The sequence below is a fragment of the Janthinobacterium sp. NKUCC06_STL genome, assembly GCF_019345455.1.
In the GTDB taxonomy this organism is placed as follows: Bacteria; Pseudomonadota; Gammaproteobacteria; order Burkholderiales; family Burkholderiaceae_D; genus Janthinobacterium; species Janthinobacterium rivuli.
Map to the genome: position 1 here is coordinate 141,462 of NZ_JAHKQY010000013.1, position 22,842 is coordinate 164,303.

A 22,842-nucleotide genomic window follows, 5' to 3' on the forward strand; every position below is an offset into this window, starting at 1 on the left:
TGCGTAGAAGTGTATTTGTACTGTATTGCTATTGCGCCCTAGGATAGCAGTACCGGGCGCATTCATCCACATCTGCCCGCCTTTATCTCACACACCCGCACCAGGACAGCCATGCCATCGCACGCCACCACCACCTCCTCCTCCAGTCACCCCTTGCGCCTGGGCGCCGACCGCACAGGCCTGTTGCTGGGCTTGATCGCCGTCGCCCTCTTCAGCCTGACCCTGCCCTTTACGCGGCTGGCCGTGGCCGAACTCGACCCCACTTTTGTCGCCCTGGGCCGCGCCTTGGTGGCCGCCTGTCTGGCCGGCCTGTGGCTGTGGCAGCAGCGCGCGCCACTGCCGCGCCGCGAGCAATGGCTGCCGCTGGCGCTCGTGTCGCTGGGCTGCGTGCTGGGCTTTCCGTGGCTGACGTCGATCGCCATGCGCAGCCTGCCCGCTTCGCACGGCGCCGTGCTGGTGGGCATTTTACCGCTGGCCACGGCCGTGTTTGCCGTGCTGCGCGGCAAGGAACGCCCCTCGCCGGGATTCTGGCTGATGGCCCTGCTCGGCACGGCGCTGGTGGTGGCGTTCGCGCTGCGCCAGGGCGGCGGCAGCTTTCACCTGGCCGACTGGCTGATCTTTGCCGCCGTGCTGCTGGCCGCACTCGGCTATGCGGAAGGCGGACGCCTGGCGCAAGCCATGCCGGGCCAGCATGTGATTTCCTGGGCGCTGCTGCTGGCCGTGCCTTTCGTACTGCCCGTGGTGCTGTGGAACGCCTGGCCGCAGCGCGCGCTGATGGCGCAGGCCAGCGGCGCGGCCTGGCTGGGTTTTGCCTACATCTCCGTGTTTTCCATGTTTATCGGTTTCTTTTTCTGGTACCGGGGCATGGCGCTGGGCGGCGTGGCGCGCGTGGGACAGACGCAGCTGCTGCAGCCTTTCCTCACCCTGGTGGGCGCGGCCGTGCTGCTGCACGAGCCACTGACGGGTGAAAGCCTGCTGTTTGCCGGCGCCGTGATCGCCGTGGTGGGGATCGGGCGCAAGCTGAAGTAAGCTTCCTGACGCCCATTTGCAACGCCCTTGCGCGTGCGGATGGGCACGGCGGCGTGCAGGCCGTACAATACCGCAGCACCATGGCGACGCCTATCCGGCGCCGCTTGCGCACGCACCGCCACAAGCGGGCCAACAAATCCAGCCGGCGCAGCTCGGCATCTTCTGTGAGACTCGTATGAAAATTGAAAATCCGAATCCGATCCAATGGCGCTTTGCCGAACGCGCGGAACAGCTGCAAAGCTCGTTCATCCGCGAAATCCTGAAGATCACGCAGCGTCCCGAGATCATCTCGTTTGCCGGCGGCCTGCCCTCGCCCGCCACCTTCCCCGTGGAAGAAATGAAGACCGCCTTCGACAAGGTCCTGTCGAACAATGGCAAGGTGGCCCTGCAATACGGCCCGACCGACGGCTACCTGCCGCTGCGCCAGTGGATCGCCGATTCGCTCTCGGGCAATGGCGGCACCATCATGCCGGAACAAGTGCTGATGACGTCCGGCTCGCAACAGGCGCTGGACTTGCTGGGCAAGGTCCTGATCGACGAAGGCAGCAAGGTGTTGGTGGAAACCCCCAGCTACCTGGGCGCCCTGCAGGCGTTTTCCGTCTACCGTCCCGAATTCGTTTCCGTCGACACCGATGACGAAGGCCTGGTGCCGTCGTCGATCAATCCCGTCGCCGATGGCGCGCGCCTCTTGTACGCGCTGCCGAACTTCCAGAACCCGACGGGCCGCAGCCTGTCCGTGGCGCGCCGCGTGGAACTGGTGGAAACCTGCGCCCGCCACGGCCTGCCGCTGATCGAGGATGATCCGTACGGCGCCCTGAGCTACAGCGGCGAGCCGTATCCGAAGATGATCAACATGAATCCCGATGGCGTGATCTATATGGGCTCGTTCTCGAAAGTGCTCACCCCCGGCATCCGCCTCGGCTACGTGGTGGCGCCGATGCCGCTGGTGCGCCGCCTGGAGCTGGCCAAGCAGGCGGCCGACCTGCACACCTCGCAGCTGACGCAGATGGTCGTGCATGAAGTGATCAAGGATGGCTTCCTGGACCGCCATATCCCCAGCATCCGCAGCCTGTACGGCAACCAGTGCCAGGCCATGCTGTCGGCGCTGGAAGAGCACTTCCCGGCCGGCGTCACGTGGACCAAGCCGGAAGGCGGCATGTTCATCTGGGTCACCCTGCCGAAGCACATCGACGCGATGAAACTGCTCGATGAAGCCATCGCCAATAAAGTGGCATTCGTGCCGGGCGCGCCGTTCTACGCGAACACGCCGGAAACGCACACCCTGCGCCTGTCGTTCGTGACGGTGCCGCCGGAACGCATCCGTGTAGGCATCGCCATCCTGGGCAAACTGATCGCCGCAAAAATGTAACTCGCCTCTTCACGCCCCGCAGCTGCGGGGCGTGTCCCAGCTGCCCCCGGCGCCGGGGGCACGCGCCTTTTCCGCCTAAAAACCGCCTTCACGACAGCAACTGCGTGTATTTATTTTTAAACATAGTATAAAAATAATACTTTCCACCTTGCGCAACGTCGATTTTTTACCCAAAAAATTGGCAAGGCGGTATGATTTGAACGCTGTATCCGATTTGAATCCGGTCAGCATCACCGACAGTGCGGCAAACGCTGGCAGCGCAAAGTACATCGAGAAGGCCGGAAGCAATGAGTTCAGGCAGTGTGGAACATTACCAGCGGCGCGACGCCGCCATTTTGATTGTCGACGATGCGCCGGCCAGCCTTGAGGTGCTGCGCAAGCTGATGAGCGAACAGGGCTATCAAACCTATGTTGCCACGTCCGGCGAACGGGCGCTGGCGATCGCCCAGCGCGCCCGTCCCGACCTGATCCTGCTCGATGTGCTGATGCCGGACATGGACGGCATCGAAACGTGCCGCCGCCTCAAGCAGCACCCGCTGACGCAGGGCATCCCCGTCATCTTCATGAGCGCCAGGACGGAAACGGAAGATGTGGTGGCCGGTTTCGACTGCGGCGCCGTCGATTACATCAGCAAGCCGCTGCGCATGGCCGAAGTGTGCGCCCGCGTGCGCGCGCAGCTGCAAATCCGCAGCAACAATGAAACCCAGCAGGAACAGGCCGAGCGCCTGCGCACCATCGTCAACAACATGGCCGAGGGCTTGCTGATCATCGAGGCGGACGGCCGCATCCAGTACACCAATCCGGCCTGCGACCAGTACCTGGGCTACCGCGAAAATGAACTGTCCGGGCGCTTCATCGGCGAGCTGCTCAGCCCCCTGGTGACGCAGGAATACCTCGATTACTTCGCCATGCACGCGGCCAATCCGGAAAAGGCGCACAACCACGGCACGCGCGAAGTGGCGATCCGCCACCGCAATGGCGAGGCGCTGAGCATGGACCTGACCCTCACGCCGATGTACCTGCGCCAGCCCCTGTATATCGGCCTGCTGCACGACATCACGCACCACAAGCAGTCGGAAGACGCGCTGCAGCGCGCCGCCTACCTCGACCCGCTGACGCAGATCGCCAACCGCCGGCATTTCGACAGCTTCCTGGAAAAAGAGTGGCAACGCGCCGTGCGCGGCGGCGGCGCCGTGTCGCTGGTGGTGCTCGACGTCGACCACTTCAAGCTGTACAACGACAGCCTGGGCCACCCGGCCGGCGACAGCTGCCTGCAGCAGGTGGCGCAAGCGATCGCCTCGCACGCCGCCCGCCCGGGCGACCTGGCGGCCCGTTACGGTGGCGAGGAATTCGTGCTGCTGTTTGCCGACACGGATGCCGAAGGCGCCCTGCACCTGGCCGAAACCATCCGCACGCACATCGAGGCGCTGCAACTGCCGCACCCGAGATCGATCACCTCACCGTGGATCACCGTCAGCATCGGCGTGGCGACCATCCGCCCGCACCAGCTGGACGACCGCGAAGCGCTGTTCGTCGCCGCCGACCGCGCCCTGTATGTGGCCAAGGAAGGGGGCCGCAACCAGGTGCGCGTCACACAGTCGGGCAGCGCGGCCTGGGAAACGGTCAAGGCGCTCGTCCAGCGCTAGCCGGTCACTTTTCAGGATAGCCGGTGATGTCGGCGATTTCACGGTACAGGGGCTGCAGCCGCGCATACATCTTGCGGTACACGCGCCGGTACAGTTTTTCATAGACCATGCTGTGCTCGGGATGCGGCTGAAATACCTTGCCCTTGCGCGTCATCGCCTGCACGGCGGCAGGAAAATCCGCATGCCAGCCCAGGCCCACGCTGGCGGCGATGGCCGCGCCCAGACCCGAACTTTCATATACGTGGGCGCGCGCGGCCGGCAAGCCGAAAATGTCGGCCGTCAGCTGCATGGCGGCGTCGCTTTGCGAACCGCCGCCCGCGATGCGCAGCTCCGTGATGGCGATGCCGCTGCGCCGCTCGATGCGCTCCTTGCCTTCGCGCAGCGCATACGCGAGACCTTCGAGAATGGCGCGGTAAATGTGCGCGCGCGTGTGCACGTCGCCAAAGCCGATCATGGCGCCCTTCGCTTCCGGCCCCGGCACCTTGATGCCGGGACTCCAGTACGGCTGCAGCATCAGGCCCATGGAGCCGGGCGGCACGGCCTCGACCAGGCGGTCGAACAGCGCTTCGGCAGACAAGCCCGTGCCATCCTCGGCCGCGGCAGCCCGTTCGCGGTCGCCGAACTGCTCCTTGAACCAGTTGACCATCCAGTAGCCGCGGAATATCTGCACTTCCGTGCTGTAAGCGCCCGGCATGGCGGCCGGATACGGCGGAATGAAGCGCGTCACTTCCACGTATTTGCGGTTGGTCGTGTTGATGGTGGCCGTGGTGCCGTAGCTCAGGCACGCCACGTGCGGTTCGACGCAGCCGGCGCCCAGCACTTCGCACGCCTTGTCGGCGGCCGCCGCCAGCAGGGGCGTGCCTTCCAAAATGCCCGTCGCCGCGGCGGCCGATGCCGTGATGGCGCCCATGCGCGTGCCCGGCGTCACCAGCTCGGGCAGCATCGATGGTTTAACGGCAAGTGCCTGCCATTTCCAGTCGAAGCGCCCGGCCCACGCATGGCGCTTGTAGTCGAAGGGAATATACGCCACTTGCGAGCCGGTCGAATCGACGTAGCGTCCGCAGAGGCGGTGGTTCAGAAAGCCCGACAGCAGCAGGAATTTGTGCGTGCGGCGCCAGATGTCGGGCTGGTGCGCGCTGATCCAGTTGATCTCGGCCTCGCGGCGAAAGTACGTGATCGTGCCATCAAGGCGCGTGGCGCGAAACAGCGCGCGCCACCATGGCGCCAACTGGGGGATATCGCGCGTGCTGCGCTGGTCCAGCCAGGTGATGGCGGGCCGCAAGGGCTGGCCCTCTTCATCCACGTTGACGACCGTGCCGCGCTGCGTCGTCACGGCCACGCCGGCCACCGACGATTTGGCGATGTCCGTGCTGTGCCACAGCTGCTGGCACGCTTCGCACACGGCTTGCCAGTAGCCGTCGGCGTCGTGCTCGGCCCAGCCGGGGTGCTCCGAGTAATACGCTTCGAGGAACACTTGCGCCTTCGCCGCCAGGTTCCCGTCCCGGTCGAACAGCAGCGCGCGCACGCTTTGCGTGCCATTGTCGATGGCAAGAATGTACGGCCCCTGGCCGGCTGCGCTGGCCATGGCCTCAGCCCAGGCTGGCCAGCGCGGCGCGCAGCGCGGCCAGCAGCGCCTGCGGATCTTTTTCCGGCTGGGCGCTGAAGACAGGCGCCTCCCAAGCCTGCCCCCGCACTGCCACCACGCGCAAGCGTCCCTGTACATTCCAGGCCGGATACCAGCCCACGTCGACGATGTCGCCATTCGCGCACGTGATTTGCAGCAGGTCTTCACCCAGGTCGTCGACGAGGACGTCAACGCTCTGGCGCAAGTCCAGCGGCGACAGGCTGTCGTAGGTGATGCGCGCGTCGCCCAGTGCCAGGGGCTGGCCAAACAAGGTGGTCTCGATGATGCTCTCCTTTTTTATCGTTGCTTTATTCGCCTTGCGGTACGCTGTAATGGCGGCGCCACAGGGCCAAGTAACGCTGCTGTTCTTCTTCCCAGCGCGCGTCGTCCCAGCCCAGTTCATGCTGGCAGATGGCGCGCAGGCGCGGCATGATAGCAAGCGCGCCGCCAGCCAGCTGCAAACCGAGGCGCGTGCGCCGCAGCAGCAAGTCGTCCAGGTGCTGCACGTCCTCGCTGCGCGCGCCCCAGCGCAGCTGCGCCCACAGGGTCTGCGTGCCGGGAATCGGCGCCAGTTCGCCATCGTGCGCCGCCTCACACAGCGCTTGTGCGGCTGCGCCATGACGGCCCAGCAGGCGTTCGCGCTGCTCGCCATCGAGCGCCAGGGCCTTGCCCGACAACGGTGGCGTGGCGTCGAAAATCGGCAAGGGACGCAGATCCGCCTGCCAGCCCGGCAGCAGCGGCGCGGCGCGGCGCAAGGCATCCAGGGCGATCACGCGAAACGTCGTCAGCTTGCCGCCGGCCACCGTCAGCAAGCCGTTTTCCAGCCATAGCGCATGTTCGCGCGCTTCCTTCGACGGGTCAAGCTGGCCGCTGCCGATCACGGGACGCACGCCGGCAAACGTGGCCAGCACGTCGTCCTCGCCCAGCGCCAGCTGCGGGAACTGCCAGCGCAAGGCGGCCAGCAGGTATGCGAGTTCGCCGCGCGTGATGGCCGGCTCCACGTCCAGGCTGGCGCCGTGGTCGACATCGGTGGTGCCCACCAGGGTCACGCCCTCCCATGGATACGCAAACACGGGGCGGCCATCGTGCGGATGCATCAGGCTGACGGCTTGCGCCAGCGGCAAACGCCATGCCGGCAGCAGCAAATGGCTGCCGCGCAGGGGCCGCAGTTTCGGCGCTTCTCCCACTTGCCCCCGCAAGGCGTCGGCCCAGGCGCCCGTAGCGCTGATCACCAGGCGCGCACGCACGGTGGATACCGTGCCATCGAGCGCATCGTTCAAGGTGGCGCCGGCGACCTTGCCACCTTCACGTAACAGCGATGCCACGCCCAGGTAATTGACGGCCACGCCGCCATGGCGGCGCGCCTCCTGCAGCACGCGCAGCACCAGGCGCGCATCGTCCGTCTTCGCGTCCTGGTACAGCATGCCGCCCTGCAGATCTTCGCGCCGGATGTGCGGCGCCAGCATGGCAAAATCCGCCGCATCGACATAGCGGCGCGCGCGCCGGCCCGCCATCACGTCATAAATCGCCAGGCCCAGCATGAACTGGCGCCGCCCCGGCTTCCTGCCCGTGTAGTCGCCAAAGGCGAAGCCCTGCGGCTCGACCAGCCCGGCCGCATCCGTCAGCAAGGCTACCCGCTCGTGCACCGATTCGCGCGTCATGGCGAACTGCCCCTGCTTCAGGTAGCGCAAGCCGCCGTGCACCAGCTTCGAGGAACGGCTCGACGTGCCCCAGGCGAAATCGCGCTGTTCCACCAGCAGCGCCGTCAAGCCGCGACGCGATGCTTCCAGCAAGATGCCGGCGCCCGTGATGCCGCCGCCGACGATCAAGATGTCCCACTCGCGCGCCAGGATGCCAGGCAACTGCGCCCTGTTCACAAGCCGCCTCCCGCCTCGGGCAGCAGTTTGCCGGGGTTCATCATGCCCTGCGGATCGAACTGGCGCAGCAGCGCGCGCATGGCGGCGATGCCCAGTTCACCTTTTTCGGCCGCCAGCCATGGCGCGTGGTCCGTGCCCACGCCATGCTGATGGCTGATGGTGCCGCCGTTGGCGACGATGGCGGCGCTGGCAGCGTCCTTCAGACTGCGCCAGCGCGCCATGTTGTCTTCAAATGTCGGCGCCAGCCGGTACACATACGTGGTGTAGACGCTGGCGCCCTGCGCGTACACATGCGACAAATGCGTGTACGCGTGCACCTGTTCGCCGTGCGCGGCCAGCGCATTGACACCCGCCTGCTCCAGCGCCGCCATCATCGGGGCCACGCGGGGCCAGTCGACGGCCGTTTCCACCGTGTCGATCACATAGCCGTGCTCCCAGGCCCCGTTGCGCAGGTAGACGTTGCGAAAGCGCCCCTGCTTCCATTTGTCGCCCATGTGCCGTCCCACGTGCACGCCGCCATGCCGCCGCGCCAGCGCCAGGGCGCCGCGCAGGGCCGCACGCGCGGGGCCGGCTTCTCCACTGACGCCCAGCATCAGCATGCACTTGCCTTCGCCGCAGCCGCGCAGCGACAGATAACGTTCCAGCAGTCCCACCAGTTTTTTATGCCCGGCCAGGGTCAGCATGGTTTGCGTTTCGACCGCGTTCGACAGGCGCAGCATGCACAGCGGCAGTCGTGACTGGGCCAGTACCCGCACGGCTGCCTGCGCCTGGCCCCAGCCGGCGAAAAACACGGCGTGGAACGCCTCATAAGGCGGCAGCGGCGAGACGCGCACCGTCGCCTGCGTCAGGATGCCCAGCCGCCCTTCGGAGCCGAGCACCATTTCGCGCAAGTCGATGCCGGCCGCGGAAGCGGGAAACGTGGGGATGCGCAAGGTGCCGGCCGGCGTTTCCACTTCGCCGCCCGCGAACAGCTGCTCGATGCGGCCATAGCGCAACGACTGCTGGCCCGACGAGCGCGTGGCGATCCAGCCGCCCAGGGTCGAATATTCGAACGACTGCGGATAGTGGCCCAGGGTGTAGCCTTGCGCGCGCAGCTGCGCTTCCAGGTCGGGGCCATACACGCCCGCGCCGAACGTGGCCAGCTGCGCTTCGCGGTCCAGGTGGCCCAGCGCGCACAGGCGCGCGAGGCTGATCGCCAGCACGGGACGCGGCCCCGCCGCCACCGTCAAATGCCCGGCCACGCTGGTGCCGCCACCGTGCGGTATCACGGCCACGCAGGCCTGGCGCGCATACGCGAGCAGCTGGCGCACCTGCAGCGCGCTGTCGGGAAAGGCCACGCCGTCGGGCACCGCGCCGATGCGGCCATGGCGCAATTTGAACCAGTCGGGCAGGCTTTGGCCGAGCGCATGGCGCACGCGCGTGGCAGGCTTAGTGTCGATCAGCGGATGCGGCGCCAGGCGCGAAGCGGGCACTTGCGCGCAAGCGTCGTCGAAGGTGGCATCGGCAATGGCGCTGCCCGGCCCCAGGCGCTCGCGCAGAAACGCCAGCGCGTCCTCGCTCAGCGCATACGTGATGCTTTCATCTCCCCAGCCATTCCAGCGTTGCATCGACATCCCCTGTGTTCGGCCAGTTGCGCGCCACGGCGGCTTGCTATACTGTCCCTGCCTGATTTTCTTGCTTGATTTTCTTGCTTGATTTTCTTGCTTGACCGATAGCATATGCCGCCACAGACGAAGGGTATTGGTTTTTCATGACAATCGCATTGTTCCATCATGACAAATACTGACGGCCGGGTCGCCGGCGCCTATCTGCTGCCGCTGCTCGAAGCGGCCGGCGCGCACGGTATCGCGGCAGCCACCCTGGCGCAAGCGGCCGGCGTGGCGCCGCACAATCTGGAAGCGTCCGCGCCTGGCCTGCCCGCGCGCGACTACGTGCGCCTGCTCGATGCGGGCGCGCAGCTGGCGGGCGATGCACATTTCGGCCTGCACGTGGGCCAGCGGGTGCGCATGGGCACGTACAGCGCATATGGCTTGATACTGCTCAGTTGCAGCAACGTGGGCCAGGTGCTGGAACAGACGGCCCGCTATGAACGGCTGGCGCACGACCTGGGCCGCTCGACCCTGCAGCGCGATGGCGCCGTCGCGCATTACGGCTGGACCAGCAATTACCCGGGCGCCAGCCGGCATTTGGTCGACAGCGTCTTTGCCGGCGTCAAAGTCAGCGGCGACTGGCTGGCCGGCATGCCACTGCCGCCGGCCCGGCTGGCGTTCAGCCACGATGGCGGCGGCGACTTGCTGCGCCACGCGGCCCACCGCGACGAATACGTGCGCGTGCTGGGCAGCCTGCCCGATTTCAACGCCGCCGCCAACACGGCCACCTTTGATGCGCAATTGCTGGACTGGCCCGTGCCAAACGCCGACGTCAGCCTGTACCCCGTGCTGTGCCAGCATGCGGAACAGTTGCTGGCGCAGCGCCAGGCAGAAGCGGACACCGGCGGCGCCATCGACGCGCAAGTGCACGCGGCCATCGTGGCGGGCTTGCGCCAGGGTTCCGCGCGGCTGGCCACCGTTGCCGCCAGCCTGGCCGTGACGCCGCGCACCTTGCAACGCAAGCTGGCCGACGCGGGCACCAGTTTCCAGGCCCTGCTGGATCAGGCCAGGTACGGCCTGGCGCGCGACTATCTGCGCGAGCCCCATTTGTCACTGGTCGACATCGCCTTCCTGCTCGGCTACCAGGAACAAAGCGCGTTCAATCACGCGTTTCGCACCTGGGCGGGCACCAATCCCGGCGCCTGGCGGCTACAGGAAATCCTTGACAGGCAGCAAGCCGTTTAGCCGTGCGCGGGGCATGCACAGCCCGTTTTCTCGCTATACTGCCATAGTCAGGTTTTCCACGATCACTCCAACCCGCAATGCAAAGGATTAATATGCAACTCAAAGACAAAGTCGCACTGATTACCGGCGCCGCCAGTGGTATCGGCAAGGAAATGGCCATTGAATACGCAAAACAGGGCGCCAAGGTGGTCATCGCCGACCTGGCCCTGGAAGCGGCCAGCAAGACGGCCGAGGAAATCAAACAGTCGGGTGGCCAGGCGTTTGCCGTCGCCATGGATGTCTCGAGCGAAGAGCAAGTCGACAAGGGCGTGGCCGATGCCGCGGCCCACTTCGGCGGCATCGATATCCTGATCAGCAATGCGGGCATCCAGATCATCAGCCCCGTCGTCGACTACCCGTTCGAGCAATGGAAAAAGATGCTGGCCATTCACATGGACGGCGCCTTCCTTACCACGCGCGCCTGCATGCGCGAAATGATCAAGGCGGGCCGCGGCGGCGCCATCATCTACATGGGTTCCGTGCACTCGCACGAAGGCTCGCCGTTCAAGAGCGCCTACGTGGCCGCCAAGCACGGTTTGCTGGGCCTGGCCAAGGTGGTAGCCAAGGAAGGCGCGAAAGACGGCATCCGCGCCAACGTCATCTGCCCCGGCTTCGTGCGCACGCCACTGGTCGACAAGCAAATCCCCGAACAGGCGGCCCAGCTGAACATCAGCGAAGAAGACGTGATCAAGAAAGTGATGCTGAAAGACACCATCGACGGCGAATTCACCACCACCCAGGACGTGGCGCAAACGGCCGTATTCCTGGCGGCCTTCCCATCGAACGCCTTGAGCGGCCAGTCGATTGTGGTCAGCCACGGCTGGCACATGCAGTAAACACGTAAGGCATCCGGCAGGCGGCGCCGTCCGCCTGCATCACCGCATCTGAAAGCTCCCAATTGCAAGACAACACTTACCGTCACCCGCGCGCGGGCTGGCCGGGGCGATTGTTTGCCGCGCTCGCCAATAGCACGCGCTTCGCCAACCTACGCCAGGCTGTCATGTCGCGCCTGCCCTTCCTGACCCTGCACAGCGACGTGCGCGATGTCATCTACGTGAGCTGGCTGGTCGACGCCGCTGCCGCGCAGCGGCTGCTGCCCGCCGGCGCAACCCTGTGGCAACGCGACGGCAAGACGCCGTTCACCGTGCTGACCTACCGCCACGGGCATTTCGGCCCGGCACTGCTCGGTCCCTTGCGCCGCCTGCTGCCGTCTCCCCTGCAAAGCAACTGGCGCTTGTACCTCGACCACACGCCAGCGGGCGCGCCGGACGTGCCTTGCGTGTATTTTTTGAAAAATATCATGGACAGCCTGCCCCATGCGCTGGGCACGCGGCTGTTCAGCGACATCCTGCCGACCCACCTGGCCGCCGGCATGGCGCTGGAAGTCACGGCCACGCAAGCGCGCTGCAGCATTGCCAGCGGCGCCGGCAGCGCGCCGCTGCTCGACGTGCAGGCGGACATCGTTGCGGAGCATGGCCTCGATGCCGGCTGGCAGCAGCTGTTCGGCAACTGGCGCGACGCCGTCGCCTTCCTCGCCTGCCAGGATGCGGCCATCGCCCCCGTGCCACGCAACGGCAAGCTGGTCTTTGGCGAAATCGACTTGCCCGTTGATGTGGATCAGGTGCAAGCGCTGACGGCCGTGCGCGCCGACTGCGGCTTGCTGGGGCAACTGCCGCCCGTGTCAGCACCGTTTGCCTTTGTCGTGCCCAAGCTTGCCTTCAAGGCGCTGTCAGAGCGCCTGCTGTAGCGCGGCGACGCTCGGGCGCGCGCGAAGGGGTAGCCTGGCCGCCCCTGCGCCGTTCCAGCTTGAACAGGGCCATCGCCTGCTCCAGTTGCAAGGTCTGGTCTTGCAGCGACGCGGACGCCGCCGCCGATTCTTCCACCAGCGCCGCGTTCTGCTGCGTCACTTCATCCATTTGCGTGACGGCCATATTCACTTGACCGATGCCGTGGCTTTGCTCGCGCGAAGCGGAGGCGATCTCTTCCATGATGCCGTGCACGCCCTGCACGGCGCCCAGCATTTCCGCGCTGCTGGCGCCCGCCTGCTGCGCCAGCTTCGCGCCCGCCTGCACCTGCGCCAGCGATGCCGTGATCAATTGCTTGATTTCTGTGGCGGCCGACGCGCTGCGATGGGCCAGGCTGCGCACTTCGCCCGCCACGACGGCGAATCCCCGCCCCTGGTCGCCCGCGCGCGCCGCTTCCACGGCCGCGTTCAAGGCGAGGATATTCGTCTGGAAGGCAATGCCTTCGATAATGCCTGTAATGTCGCCGATCTTCTTCGATGAAGCGTTAATGTCCGCCATCATCGCCACCATCTGGCCGACGAGTTCGCCGCCGCGCCCGGCCAGGCCGTGCACCTTGCCCGCCATGTCGCTGGCCTGCACGGCGTTGCCGCTGTTTTGCTGCACCGTGGCCGCCAGTTGCTCCATGCTCGACGCCGTCTGCTGCAGGGCCGACGCCTGCGCTTCCGTGCGGCCCGACAAATCCATATTGCCGGCGGCAATTTCCTGGCTGGCCATGCTGATGCGCAAGAAATTGCCGCGCACGTCGCCGACGATGGAATGCAGGTTCACGCGCAACTGCCGCAGCGAGCGCAGCAGCTGCCCCATCTCGTCGCGCCGCGTCGTATCGAGTTCGCCCGTCAGGTCGCCGCCCGCCATCACGTCGCAGGCCTGGCGCGCCTGCTGCAACGGTTGCAGCACGGCGCGGTGCAAGCTGTGCCAGAAATACAGGGTGGCGCACACGGCCATCACGGACAGGCCCGTCAGCCAGCCGTGGCTTGCATCGGGCAACACGCCCGCATTCCACGCCAGTTGCAGCAGCAGAACGGCCGTCAGCAAACTCAGATTCCAGCCGATGCGCTTGCCCAGCGGCAAGTCGCGCAGACTCGCGAACTTGGCAAGCCAACCCGTGCGCACGGCAGCGCCCTGGCTGATGACGATGCCATCGGCCTGCCCCGCCTTGATGCGCGCGTACAGGGCGGACGCCTGCGCCACCTGCTGGCGCGTGGGCTTGGTGCGCACGGACATGTAGCCGACAGCCACGCCGTCTTCCACCACGGGCGTCACGTTCGCCAGCACCCAGTAGCAATCGCCGTTCTTGCAGCGGTTTTTCACCATGCCGCTCCACGACCGGCCCGAGCGGATGGTGGCCCAGAAATCGGCGAACGCTTCGACCGGCATGTCCGGATGCCGGAGGATGTTTTGCGGCGCACCGATCAATTCTTCCGCGCTGTAACCGCTGACGGCGATGAAATACGGGTTGGCATACGTGATATTGCCTTGCAAGTCGGTAGTCGAGACGATGGTCTCGGTATCGCTCAGATTGATTTCGGTATCGCTGACGGGAAGATTGAGTCGCATGGTCACATCCTCAGAAGTAGCCCGTACGGTGACGGGTATGCGGACAAGGAACGGTCGCCAGCCAGGAAAGCGGACACGGCACTGGCACCATTATTTTAATATTTTATTATTAACAAAATGCACTTTATTACGGCTGTGCCAGCCGTCATGCCATGGCGGCTTCGCCGGCCCAGTAACGGTCGACGTCCTGCAAGCGCCAATCGGTTGCGCTTTCCGTGGAAACAATACGCTCCTGGCAACCCGGCGCGGCCAGGTCGACGACGGCTGGCGCGATGCACGTGCCGGCGCGGATGGAAAAAAAGACGCGCACGGTGGGCGCGGTCAGCGGCTTGCCCGGCGCCTGTCCCACCACCACGGCCAGACGTTCCGACTGCAGCCGTACCAGGGTGCCCAGCGGATAGATGCCCAGGCATTTGACGAAGGCGGCGAACAGTTGCGCGTCGAGATGCCCGCCGCGCCAGGCGGCCATGCGGCGCAGCGAATCGGCCGGGCACCAGCCCTGCTTGTACGGCCGGTTCGAGGTGATCGCATCGTACACGTCGCAAATGGCGCCCATGCGCGCAAACAGGCTGATTTCCTCGCCGCGCAACCCCTCCGGGTAACCGCTGCCATCAAGCTTTTCATGGTGGTGCAGGCACACGTCGAGCGCCACCGGATCGATCTCGCCCACTTCGCGCAACATGCGGTGCCCGGCGGCCGGATGGGCGCGCACGGAAGAAAATTCCGCTTCGCTGAGGCTGCCAGGCTTGTTGAGGATGGCGGTCGGCACGGCCATCTTGCCGATATCGTGCAGCAAGCCCGCCAGGCCGGCCGAGCGTACCTGCTCGGGCGCCAGGCCCAGCTCCCTGGCCAGCGCCGTCATCAGCGCGCACACGGCCACCGAATGCATATACGTGTAATTGTCGGCGGTTTTCAGACGCGCCAGGCCCAGCAGCAGGTTACCGCCGCGCAGCACCGACGCGGCGATATCGTCGACCAGTGTATAGGCCTGCGCCGCAGACAAGGCCTTGCCCATGCGCACCTCGTCAAACATGGTCTGCACGGCCTGGCGCGAACGTTCGATCAGGCGCCGGGCGTGCGCCAGTTCCTCGTCGCGCGACCTGGCTGGCGCCGCATTCGGGACGGGGCCGCTACCTGTTGCCGGCGCAGCTGCAGCCAGCGGCACGGCAGGCGGCGCGGAAGGCGGCACGGCAACCGGCGGCACCAGCCCCCGCGCCGTATCGATCCATACCTCGCAGAGGCGTGCCGCGCGGATACGTTCCAGGTCAGCCGGCGACTCGAGCAGGAAGGAACGCGTCCAGAACGGGTTATCGAGCCAGGAACGGCCCAGGCGCTCGACATACATTCCCAGCACCAGTTCACTACTCGTTATTTTTTTCAGCACGACGGTTCTCCACACAGTCAGATCGCGGCATTTACTTGCGCATTATCAATATCATACGCTGAAAAATAATGATTAAACCGAATATTTATTTTATATGGCAGAATCGCAATAAATACAACAATAATCACCAATTCTATCGCTTTCACTCAAATAAATATTAAATCAATAAATATATCAATTAAACCATGCAGAATTTACAGTTTTGCATGCATTCTGCCGATGATGGCGGCGCATGCCTGCCAGCGGCCTCATGGGCCGCCGCTTGGGCATACTGTGCAGAAGGGAAGTGTGCCAGCGCCGGCGCCCCGACGTGGGGCTGGCGCTATGGAGAAAGAAGTATCAGGCGGACGCGCGAACGGCGTCGCGAACGGCGGCTTAGCGCGGCACGTAGCGCCAGGCGCCGTTTTCCAGCATAAAGGTCAGTTCCGTCTTGATGGCTTCCGGACGGCTCGGCACGCTCAATTCCGTATCGCATACGAGGTAGCCTGTCTTGCGCTTGACATCGCACTCGTTGACGGCCTTGACCTGCATGGTGCTTTGCGCTTCCTGCATCTGCACGTCCTTGGCCGCTTCCGGATTGCGCGCCACTTCTTCCTTGGCCCACGCGCGTATCATCGCTTGCGCCTCGGCCGGCGACGGCCCCGTGAACTTGGCGTTCTTGCGTTCGACGCCGACCCAGGTGCCGCCCTCGTTACGCAATGGCAGTACATTAAAAGCATCGCGCATGCCGGCGCTCATGCCCACCAGGCACACCACCTCGCCCGGCACTTCCTGCGACTCCTGGCAGCCCTGCAGGCTGGTCACCTTGACGGCGATCGGTACCGGCATAGCCGATTGCATCTTGGCTTGGGTCTTGGCCACGCCCGCCTGCACGGCGGCGTGGATTTGTTCGAGTGTCGGCATGGTGGCCGCCTGGGCCGGCAGGGCGGCGAACAGGGCGGCGGCGGTCAGGGCGAGGGAAGTCAGGCGCATGGGTATCGGGAGTAGTGAGCTAAGGCCGGCAGTCTAGCACTTTGCATAACAACAGCTGTTTCTATTGAGAATGATCCTCGCCATCGGGCGCGAGAAAGGCGCCACCCGCGTCCGCCTGCCCGCGCAAACGCAGGCCGATGCCGCGCAGCATCTCGACCAGTTCGCGCAGACGCAAACCCTCGTCCGTCAGCCGGTATTCCACCTTGACGGGCACTTCCGCATAAATCGTGCGCGTCAGCAAACCGGCCTCTTCCAGCGCGCGCAAGTCCAGGGTCAGCATGCGCTGCGAGATATTCGGCACGGCGCGGCGGATTTCGCTGAAGCGCTTCGGCCCCGCCATCAGATAGCTGAGCAGCACGGTTCTCCAGCGCCCGCCCAGCAGTCGCATGGCTTCTTCCACGGCGCAGCCGGAGACATTGTCTTTCATGCTTTGCTTCCCGCCTGGTATAAAAAATGTACCTATACCACATTATTCTGCCTTCTTCCAAATAGTAACCATTGCCCTTAGACTGCCCTTCCCCACCCAACTTGGAGTTTCGACTTGGAAACCACCCTGATCTACAGCGTCCCGTTCGGCTGCTCGTTTGCCGCCATTGCCGCCCTCGAATGGAGCGGCTTGCCGTATCGTTTGGCCCGCGTGGAAGCGCGCGATCCGGCCAGCAAGCAGCATCCGGCCTTTCTCGCCATCAATCCCCTGAGCCAGACGCCGGCCCTGCTCACGCACGCGGGTGCGCCGCTGCTGGAAAGCATGGCGATCCTGCTGCACCTGGCCGCCCGCGCGCCAGGCAGCAGCCTGGGTTTTGCGCAAGGCACGCCACAATACGACCGCCTGAACAGCGTGCTGTCCTTTTTGCACACGACGTTTCACGCGGCCTTCATGCCCGCCTTCCAGGCCGCGCGTGCGGCACCGGACGATGCGCGCGCGGCCGTCTGGCGCGAGATGGCCATCGAGAAGGTGAACAAAAGCCTGGCGCACCTGGAGCGCCTGCTCGCTGGCCGCAGCTGGCTCGCCTCCGATAACGCGCCGACCATCGCCGACGCCTACCTGGCGGCCACGGCACGCTGGGCAGAACCGCTGCAGCTGGCCAGCCTGGCCGATTATCCGAACACGGCGCGCGTGCTGGCCGCGCTGGAACAGGACCCCGGCATCCGCTTCGCCCACGCCATCGAAGCTGGCTTGCCGGCCACCAGCCAGGGCGGTTTCCGGGGCCACGTGGCGCTCGACCAACTGGCAATGGCGGCCGGCTAACCGGCGGTCAACTCCCGCAGCAGGCGCGTCTTTATTGCTATGATGTCGGCCTGCCGGCGGTACAGCCGGCCACGTTCATATCACATCAACAACGTCGCAATAACATTGGGAGTTTGAATGAGTTTACGTCTGCTGCTCTTGGGAGCATTCAGTGCCGCCCTGGCCACCACTGCCGCCGTGCCGGCCTTGGCCGCGCCGCGCGGGTTCACCGTGGAAGACATGGTGGCCATGGAACGTGTGGGCAGCCCCGTGCTGTCGCCGGACGCCACGCGCGTCGTCTACACGGTACGCACCACCAACCTGGATAAAAACCGCGGCAACACGCAGCTGTGGATGATCGACCTGCGCGCACCGAATGCAGCGCCACGCCAGCTCACGCGCGGCGATGCCAGCGCCAGCGACCCGCAATGGTCGCCGAACGGCGACGCCATCTACTTCCTCTCGGGCCGTTCCGGCTCCTCGCAAGTATGGCAACTGCCCCTGAACGGCGGCGAAGCAGCCAAGGTCACCGACCTGGCACTGGACGTCGACACCTACCGTTTGTCGCCGCAAGGCGACCGCCTGGCCTTCAGCATGGGCGTCTTCCTCGATTGCGCGGACATCGCCTGCACGAAAAAGCGCCTCGATGAAAAAGCCAAGAACAAGGCGAGCGGCATGGTCTACGACCAGATGTTCGTGCGCCACTGGGATACCTGGGCCGATGGCCGCCGCAACGCGCTGTACTCGGCGCCGATCGATGCCACCGGCAAGGTCAGCGCCATGCCCGTGAGCCTGAGCGGCACCCTCGATGGCGACGCGCCATCGAAACCGTTCGGCGACAACGGCGAATACCACTTCAGCCCGGACGGCAAGACGGTCGCCTTCTCCGTGCGCGTGGCTGGCCGCACGGAATCGTGGTCGACCAACTTCGACGTCTACACGATTCCTGCCACTGGCGGCCAGGCGCCGCGCAACCTCACGGCCGACAATCCGGCCTGGGATGCGAAAGCCACCTGGTCGCCCGATGGCCGCACCCTGGCCTATGTCGCCATGACCAAGCCCGGCTTCGAAGCGGACCGTTTCCACCTGGTGCTGATGGATGTCGCCACCGGCAAGAAACGCACCGTGGCCGACGACTGGGACCGTTCCGTGGCCGACTTCCGCTGGACGCCGGACAGCAAGGCTTTCCTCGTCGCCGCCGACGATGTGGGCCAGCACCGTCTGTTCCACATCGACGCGGCCAGCGGCAAGGTCGCTGCGCTGACGGGCAAGGGCGCCGTGGGCGACTTCGACGTGCGCGGCAATACCATCGTGCTGGCGCAAGCGAGCCTGACGTCGGGCGCGCAGCTGTACACGCGCAAACTCGACGCCAAGTCGGAAAACGCACCGATGGTGCAGCTGACGAAGCAGAATGCGGCGGCTCTGGCCGACGTGCGTTTCGGCGAATATGAACAGTTCTCGTTCGCCGGCGCGAATGGCGAAACCGTCTACGGCCACGTCATGAAGCCGTGGAATGCCAAGGCGGGCGAAAAGTATCCGGTCGCCTTCCTCGTCCACGGCGGCCCGCAAGGCAGCTTTGGCAACAGCTGGAGCTACCGCTGGAACCCGCAAGTGTATGCAGGCGCCGGCTACGCCACCGTCTTCATCGACTTCCATGGCTCCACCGGCTATGGCCAGAAGTTCACGGACTCCATCAGCGGCGACTGGGGCGGCAAGCCGCTGGTCGACTTGCAGAAGGGCCTGGAAGCGGCCACCAAGAAGTTTCCATGGCTGGACCGCGAGCGCAGCTGCGCGCTGGGCGCGTCGTATGGCGGCTACATGATGAACTGGATCGCCGGTAACTGGCCGGACGGCTTCAAATGCCTGGTCAACCACGACGGCGTGTTCGACCAGCGCGGCATGGCTTACGCGACGGAAGAACTGTGGTTCACGGAATGGGAAAACGGCGGCCCGTACTACGACGCGCCAGCCAAGCACGAACAGTTCAACCCCGTCAACTTCGTGAAAAACTGGAAGACGCCGATGCTGGTGGTCCAGGGCGACCTGGACTTCCGCATCCCCACCGCACAAGGCCTGGGCACCTTCACGGCGCTGCAGCGCCAGGGCATCCCGAGCAAGCTGCTGGTCTTCCCGGACGAAAACCACTGGGTGCTGAAGCCGGCCAATTCGCTGCTGTGGCATCACACGGTGCTGGATTGGTTGAATACCTACACAAAGAAGTAAGCGGATACATGTCGGATTACGGCCTTCGGCCTAATCCGACCTACGTAAAAAAGCCGCGCGGTGCAGAGATGCACCGCGCGGCTTTTTATCGTGCAAGTGGATGGTAGGTCGGATTAGCGGCGCGCAGCGCCGCGTAATCCGACACAGCAGCACATCAATACGTATTAAGCGCCTTGGCAAACTTCACGATCCACAAACGGCTAGGACGCTCGCGGTCGTCGCCGCGCGCCACGCGGATGGTGTTGGCCGCGTTGCAGCCGGCCGCGCTGCTCGTGACGATGGTGCCGCTCGCATCGACCGTGCACTTGGTCACGTCGGCGCCATCGACTTCCACGCCGTTCGCGTCAAAGATCTTGGTTTTCAGGCCGAAGTCATTGTCGTTGGCCAGCGCGATGGTGGAGTCGTCGATCAGGGTCAGGCCTTCCGCCTTTTCCGCCGCCCAGCCGATGGCGTTCAAATCCAGCAGCAGGGTTTTCTTCAACGGCGTGACGGCGGCCCAGTCGGCGCCATTGACGGCCGCGCCGCCCATGCTGCTCTTTTCCAGGTCGGACGTCGCCGCGTTGAAAGCGGCCGCCGCGATATCCGTGGCGCCCTTCAGTTCGACCAGCATCAATTTATTGAACACCTTGCCCGACGGCGCGGCGCCCTGTTCGATGACGAGGAACTTGCCGCCGCCCAGCGCCACCATGTCACCCAGCTTGGCGTTGCCCGTGCGGCCATCCTGGTAGTCGGCCGCATTGAGCGGATACGCATACATCTTGCCGCTGGTACCCGACGTCGGATCGAATTCGATCCAGCGCGTGAAGCGGGCAAAGCGCTCGACCTGTTCATTCTTCTTCGTCACCGTGTACGGCGCCGTGCCGTCAGACAAGGGGCTTTGCAGGAAGGCGTACAGCTTGTCGTTGCTGGTATCTAAGGTCATGCCTTCCATGCCGCGATTGGCGCGGCGCTTGGCGAACAGCGCCGGCAAGCCCTTGCCCGGCTCGTATTTGGCCTGGATGATGCCCGTGGCGGCATCGATCTTGACGATGAAGGGGCCGTATTCGTCGGACACCCACAGCGCATTGCGCTTCGTATCGACGACGATGGCTTCCGAATCGAGGCCGCCCGCGTTGAAGACGGCCTTGCCGCTTGCGTCGAACTTCATCGCATCCATGACGGGAATCTCGGCCGAGTTGCCGACGGCGCCCACGGGCACGGGCAAGCCCGAGCTGTTAACGGTGGCCGATACCTTGATCGGCGTGCTCGATGACAGGACGGCGCCGTTCTTGCCCACCGTGAGCACGCCGAACGAGGGCGTGAAGCTGGGCGACGGGAAGATCTTGCTGCCGATCGTGCCCTTGCCCGAAGGGTCGGGCACGATCGGGCCGTCGCCGTTCGGGCCACGGTCCGTCAAGCCGTAGAATTCCAGGTCGCCCGCCGCGTTTTTGCCCTTGTAAGCCAGGCCGGAACCGTACGATGGCAGGAAGCCGTTCGGGAATTCGCCCTTGATCTTGGCGTTGGCGCCTTCGTACGGCACGTAGAATTTATCAGCCGCCTGGATCTGGTAGCGCGTCACCGTCACTTTCACTTCGCCCACCGGATTGGCTTGCGTCAGGACCTCGTTGACGGGCGCGCCAGCTTTCGAGGCGAGCGTGTCTTCGAAATGCTCGCGCACGAGGGCGCGGCGCTCCGCATCGACCGTGCGGCCGGCGAATTTCGCGCCCACGGCAGTCAGATGCGTGGACAGGGCCGCATTGAAGACGGCCGGGGCGGCGGCAAAGTCCAGGGTCTTGCCGGCCAGCGCGGCCTTCACTTCCGCCGTCAGCCTGATGCCGTTCGACGGATCGCTGTCCTCGTCCAGCAATTGCAGTGCCAGCAGGCGGTTGACGACCTTGTCGTCCGCCACATTGGTGCTGGCGGCCAGCGCCAGCGGCGTGACGATGGCGCCGCATGGGGCAGAACCCAGGGCCAGGCCGCCCACGCTGAAGGCCACCGTATCACCGGGGTTGCAAATGAATTCGCCCTTGGCATTGGTGCTGGCCTTGGCCGCGCTGCCGGCCACGTAATCGAGTCCTTCCACCGCGCCGTCGAGGAACACGCCCGTTTGCGCCACGGGCCTGGAAGGCTCCGCCGGCGTGTTATCGCTGCCGCCACAGGCGGCCAGGGTCAGGCCGGCGGCGATGGCCAGCAGGGTCAGTTTCGGGATCGACGTTACGGCAGTGTTCATGCATTCCTCGGCTAAGGTGGGATTGAAGCCGTGGAGCATAACCAGTCAACGTGACAAGCCCGTGACAGTCCTCATGCCTGTGGCATATCCGCCACGGGCCCGCCGATGCCGCCAAAGCGCCCATCGGCCTGGCGCCGGAATTGCTTCGGCGTGACGCCCTTCACCTGCAGGAAGCGGCGATTGAAGTTGGCCACGTTCTGGAAACCCACGTCGTAGCAAACGTTGGAGACGTATTGATCCGTGTCCATCAGCAGCTGGCAAGCCTTGTTGATGCGCAAACGGCTGAGAAAATCCGTAAAACTGTTGCCCGTCGCCTTGCGGAAGAAGCGCGAGAATTTACTCAGCGACATGCCCACCTGCTCGGCCAGCATTTCCGCCGAAATCGGCTCGCGGTAATTGTCCGTGATGTAGTTGAGGACGGAATTGACCTTGGCCAGGGTGGCGTCATCGTCGTAGGAACGCAGGGAGGCGCTCGACAGCAAGCGGTAATTGGCCGTGCGCGCCAGCTTGCTCATTAATTGCACGAATGCGGCAAAGCGTTCGGCGCCATGCGTGGCGCGGATGCGCGCCAGATGCTGCTCCGCTTCCGCGCCCATCCCGAAAAACTCCACGCCATAGCTGGAGCGTTCCAGCAGCGGCAGCAGTTCGCGCAATTCGGGGATGAGGCGCGCGGCGCCCGCCAAGGGCGCGTGGGCGAACTGCACGATCATGTCGCGCAGGGCCACGCCGCCTTCCGGCATGACGTTGGAAATCCAGTTGTGCGGCAATCGCGGGCCCGTCAGCACCAGGTGGCCGGGCGAAAATTCGCCGATATAGTCGCCCACGAACAATCGCCCGCTGGTGGCGACGATCAGGTGCAGCTCATATTCCTCGTGGCAGTGCCAGCGCACGCGCGAGCTGGGGTAGCCATGTTCCAGGTAATTGATGATGCCATCGTAGCTTTCGCGTTCCAGTTCGGGCGCCTTGCGCTCGCTGTCCCTCTGCCATAGGTGTTCCATGCTAGTCTCTCCCAGGCTGTCCCCGCCTGCGCCCTCGAATGTACCTCA

General features: G+C 65.0%; 18 protein-coding genes. 8 read left to right on the forward strand and 10 right to left on the reverse strand.

Features of this window, described 5'->3' with window-relative positions; translation table 11 throughout:
- Positions 1-111 precede the first annotated feature (111 nt).
- The 3 genes from KO539_RS27675 (at position 112) to KO539_RS27685 (ending at position 4,044) form a co-directional block, all read left to right on the forward strand.
- Positions 112-1,029: a DMT family transporter gene (locus KO539_RS27675; protein ID WP_219313336.1), complete on the forward strand. Its 918-nt coding sequence runs from the start codon at positions 112-114 to the stop codon at positions 1,027-1,029.
- Between the two features lie 175 nt (positions 1,030-1,204).
- Complete coding sequence (locus KO539_RS27680; RefSeq protein WP_035826548.1) at positions 1,205-2,398, forward strand: PLP-dependent aminotransferase family protein; 1,194 nt, start codon at positions 1,205-1,207, stop codon at positions 2,396-2,398.
- Positions 2,399-2,685: 287 nt separating this feature from the next.
- Positions 2,686-4,044, forward strand: a complete 1,359-nt coding sequence (locus tag KO539_RS27685) for a diguanylate cyclase domain-containing protein (protein ID WP_219313338.1) — start codon at positions 2,686-2,688, stop codon at positions 4,042-4,044.
- A gap of 4 nt (positions 4,045-4,048) precedes the next feature.
- Here the strand turns inward: KO539_RS27685 and KO539_RS27690 are convergent, their stop codons facing one another.
- Genes KO539_RS27690 through KO539_RS27705 form a run of 4 tightly spaced genes read right to left on the reverse strand, consistent with a single transcriptional unit; the run spans position 4,049 to position 9,152 of the window.
- Positions 4,049-5,629, reverse strand: a complete 1,581-nt coding sequence (locus KO539_RS27690; protein WP_219313340.1) for an FGGY-family carbohydrate kinase — start codon at positions 5,627-5,629, stop codon at positions 4,049-4,051.
- A 4-nt stretch (positions 5,630-5,633) separates the two neighbouring features.
- Positions 5,634-5,939, reverse strand: a complete 306-nt coding sequence (locus tag KO539_RS27695; protein WP_219313342.1) for a hypothetical protein — start codon at positions 5,937-5,939, stop codon at positions 5,634-5,636.
- A 37-nt stretch (positions 5,940-5,976) separates the two neighbouring features.
- Positions 5,977-7,545 carry a glycerol-3-phosphate dehydrogenase/oxidase gene (locus KO539_RS27700; protein WP_219313344.1) on the reverse strand — a complete coding sequence of 523 codons (1,569 nt, stop codon included), beginning with the start codon at positions 7,543-7,545 and terminating at the stop codon, positions 5,977-5,979.
- Positions 7,542-9,152: an FAD-binding oxidoreductase gene (locus KO539_RS27705; protein WP_219313346.1), complete on the reverse strand. Its 1,611-nt coding sequence runs from the start codon at positions 9,150-9,152 to the stop codon at positions 7,542-7,544. The genes KO539_RS27700 and KO539_RS27705 overlap by 4 nt, the downstream gene beginning before the upstream one ends.
- Positions 9,153-9,317: 165 nt before the next feature.
- On the opposite strand from KO539_RS27705, the gene KO539_RS27710 reads away from it, so the two are divergent.
- The 3 genes from KO539_RS27710 to KO539_RS27720 all read left to right on the forward strand — a co-directional run bounded on the left by KO539_RS27710 (position 9,318) and on the right by KO539_RS27720 (position 12,165).
- Positions 9,318-10,379 carry an AraC family transcriptional regulator gene (locus KO539_RS27710; RefSeq protein WP_219313348.1) on the forward strand — a complete coding sequence of 354 codons (1,062 nt, stop codon included), beginning with the start codon at positions 9,318-9,320 and terminating at the stop codon, positions 10,377-10,379.
- Positions 10,380-10,471: 92 nt separating this feature from the next.
- Positions 10,472-11,254 (forward strand): 3-hydroxybutyrate dehydrogenase, encoded by a 783-nt coding sequence (locus tag KO539_RS27715; protein ID WP_070257772.1) that lies wholly within the window; start codon positions 10,472-10,474, stop codon positions 11,252-11,254.
- A 62-nt stretch (positions 11,255-11,316) separates the two neighbouring features.
- Positions 11,317-12,165, forward strand: coding sequence for a DUF2071 domain-containing protein (locus tag KO539_RS27720; protein ID WP_219313350.1), 849 nt, complete (start codon positions 11,317-11,319; stop codon positions 12,163-12,165).
- On the opposite strand, the gene KO539_RS27725 is transcribed toward KO539_RS27720, so the two are convergent.
- From KO539_RS27725 to KO539_RS27740, 4 genes are all read right to left on the reverse strand, one after another.
- A complete protein-coding gene (locus tag KO539_RS27725) occupies positions 12,137-13,780 on the reverse strand; it encodes a methyl-accepting chemotaxis protein (protein ID WP_219313352.1) in 1,644 nt (547 codons plus the stop codon). The two genes, KO539_RS27720 and KO539_RS27725, sit on opposite strands and share 29 nt — an antisense overlap.
- A gap of 145 nt (positions 13,781-13,925) precedes the next feature.
- The gene (locus KO539_RS27730) at positions 13,926-15,164 is read right to left on the reverse strand and encodes an HD-GYP domain-containing protein (protein WP_219313353.1); all 1,239 of its coding nucleotides are present in this window, start codon (positions 15,162-15,164) and stop codon (positions 13,926-13,928) included.
- 375 nt (positions 15,165-15,539) lie between these two features.
- Positions 15,540-16,136 (reverse strand): hypothetical protein, encoded by a 597-nt coding sequence (locus KO539_RS27735; RefSeq protein WP_219313355.1) that lies wholly within the window; start codon positions 16,134-16,136, stop codon positions 15,540-15,542.
- Positions 16,137-16,197: 61 nt separating this feature from the next.
- On the reverse strand, positions 16,198-16,563 hold the full coding sequence (locus tag KO539_RS27740) for a helix-turn-helix domain-containing protein (protein ID WP_219313357.1): 366 nt from the start codon (positions 16,561-16,563) through the stop codon (positions 16,198-16,200).
- A gap of 114 nt (positions 16,564-16,677) precedes the next feature.
- Between KO539_RS27740 and KO539_RS27745 the strand changes: the two genes are divergently transcribed.
- Both KO539_RS27745 and KO539_RS27750 read left to right on the forward strand, forming a co-directional pair.
- Positions 16,678-17,385, forward strand: a complete 708-nt coding sequence (locus tag KO539_RS27745) for a glutathione S-transferase family protein (protein ID WP_219313359.1) — start codon at positions 16,678-16,680, stop codon at positions 17,383-17,385.
- A 117-nt stretch (positions 17,386-17,502) separates the two neighbouring features.
- Complete coding sequence (locus KO539_RS27750; RefSeq protein WP_225240657.1) at positions 17,503-19,587, forward strand: S9 family peptidase; 2,085 nt, start codon at positions 17,503-17,505, stop codon at positions 19,585-19,587.
- 154 nt (positions 19,588-19,741) lie between these two features.
- Here the strand turns inward: KO539_RS27750 and KO539_RS27755 are convergent, their stop codons facing one another.
- Both KO539_RS27755 and KO539_RS27760 read right to left on the reverse strand, forming a co-directional pair.
- Positions 19,742-21,796, reverse strand: a complete 2,055-nt coding sequence (locus tag KO539_RS27755; protein WP_219313361.1) for an esterase-like activity of phytase family protein — start codon at positions 21,794-21,796, stop codon at positions 19,742-19,744.
- 71 nt (positions 21,797-21,867) lie between these two features.
- Positions 21,868-22,794: an AraC family transcriptional regulator gene (locus KO539_RS27760; protein ID WP_051959516.1), complete on the reverse strand. Its 927-nt coding sequence runs from the start codon at positions 22,792-22,794 to the stop codon at positions 21,868-21,870.
- Positions 22,795-22,842 lie beyond the last annotated feature (48 nt).